The following is a 1,807-nucleotide window of genomic DNA, read 5'->3' as shown; positions in this document are numbered from 1 at the left end:
GCCTGCTTTGGGAGCAGGATGTCAGGAGTTCGAATCCCCTTACCCCGACCATATTGAAAATCCTCGTATCGAAAGATACGGGGATTTTTTTTGTCTGCCGAAAGGCGAATCTCTTCAAGTCGTCATACAACCTGCCGATAGCCCGCTAATAAGAGGGGACTGCCAACGCTTCGCCCCTTGATCTGGCCATTACAAGAATAAGGGCGTTCGTCATGTTGCTTCGTCAGTTGAATATTGCTCCCCGGGCTGCCCTGGGTTTTGCCCTGATCGCGGTGTTGGTGGCCTTGCTCGGCGTGTTTGCGCTGGGGCAGATGTCGAGCATCCGCGACAGTGAGGTGGCGGTGGAGAACCGCTGGTTGCCGAGCATCCGTGGCGGCGACGAGATCCGTGAACTGATGCTGCGCATCCGCACTATCTCCCTGCGCATGGCGCTCGATCAGGATCCGGCCAATATCGCCACCTATCGCGGCCAGATGGACACCCGCGACAAGGAGCTGAGCGAAAAAATCGCAGCCTACGACAAACTGGTCGACACTGCCGAAGGCCAGCAGCTGTATGACCAGTTCAAGAAAACCTTCGCCGCCTATCGCACCGGCATTGCCCAGTCGTTCACCCTCGCTGAGCAAGGCAAGCGTGACGAGCTGACCAAATTGCTCCTGGTTGACATGAAGACCGTGGTCGACGGCTCCGGCAAACAGCTCAATGATCTCGCCGATCTGTTCGCCCGCCAGGTCGCTGCCGAAAGCGAGAAGTCCGCCGCGCATTATGAAACCTCGCGCACCATCGTTACTCTTTTCATTGCCTTGGCAGCGCTGGCCACGGTGGCGCTGGCGATGTTGCTCACGCGCAGTATCGTGCGCCCGCTGAGCAGCGCGGTGGATGCCGCCGAAAGTGTCGCCAAGGGCGATCTCACCCGACCGATCGAAACCCATGGCAACGACGAAGTCAGCCGCTTGCTCAAAGCCCTCGCGACGATGCAACAGAACCTGCGCGAGACGCTGCAGGGTATCAGCGGCTCAGCCACACAACTGGCCACCGCCGCTGACGAACTGAGCGCCGTTACCGTCGACAGCACCCAAGGCTTGCAAGAGCAGAACAACGAAATCGAACAGGCCGCCACTGCGGTTAACGAGATGACCGCTGCGGTGGAGGAGGTCGCGCGCAACGCGGTGTCGACGTCCGATGCCACGCGCCAGTCCAGTCAGTCGGCGCAATTGGGCCAGGAGCGCGTCAGCGAAACCGCCAGCGCGATCAATGCGCTGGCCAGTGATGTGCAGAACACCGGCGAACTGGTGCAGTCGCTGGCCAATCAATCGCAAGACATCGGTAAGGTTCTGGACGTGATTCGCGCCATCGCTGAGCAGACCAATCTGCTGGCGCTCAACGCTGCCATCGAGGCAGCACGAGCGGGCGAAAGCGGTCGAGGTTTTGCGGTGGTGGCTGATGAGGTGCGCGCGCTGGCGTATCGCACCCAGCAATCGACGCAGGAGATCGAGCAGATGGTGCAAGGCATGCGCAGCGGTTCGAGCCTGGCGCTGGAGTCCATGCAGGCCAGCGCATCTCGTGCGGCGAGCACGTTGGTTCTGGCAGAGCGGGCGGGTGAGGCGTTGGTGACGATCACAGCGTCGGTGCACGAGATCCACGAGCGCAACCTGGTGATCGCCAGCGCTGCCGAGGAGCAGGCGCAGGTGGCGCGGGAAGTGGATCGCAATCTGGTGAACATTCGCGACCTGTCGGTGCGTTCGGCTGCGGGGGCTGATCAGACCAGCGCATCGAGCCACGAACTGTCGCAACTGGCCAATGCGCT

General features: G+C 61.1%; 2 protein-coding genes. Both read left to right on the top strand.

The window, feature by feature from the left end:
- Positions 1-181: hypothetical protein (locus D6877_RS29580; protein ID WP_206662978.1), on the top strand; the 181-nt coding region annotated here is incomplete at its 5' end.
- 31 nt (positions 182-212) lie between these two features.
- A partial coding sequence (locus D6877_RS10090; protein ID WP_130910656.1) for a methyl-accepting chemotaxis protein occupies positions 213-1,807 on the top strand: 1,595 nt, incomplete at its 3' end.

It is taken from the genome of Pseudomonas sp. Sample_9 (assembly GCF_004307535.1).
GTDB lineage: Bacteria > Pseudomonadota > Gammaproteobacteria > Pseudomonadales > Pseudomonadaceae > Aquipseudomonas > Aquipseudomonas mercuritolerans.
This window is presented reverse-complemented; position numbering and strand designations above follow the sequence as displayed.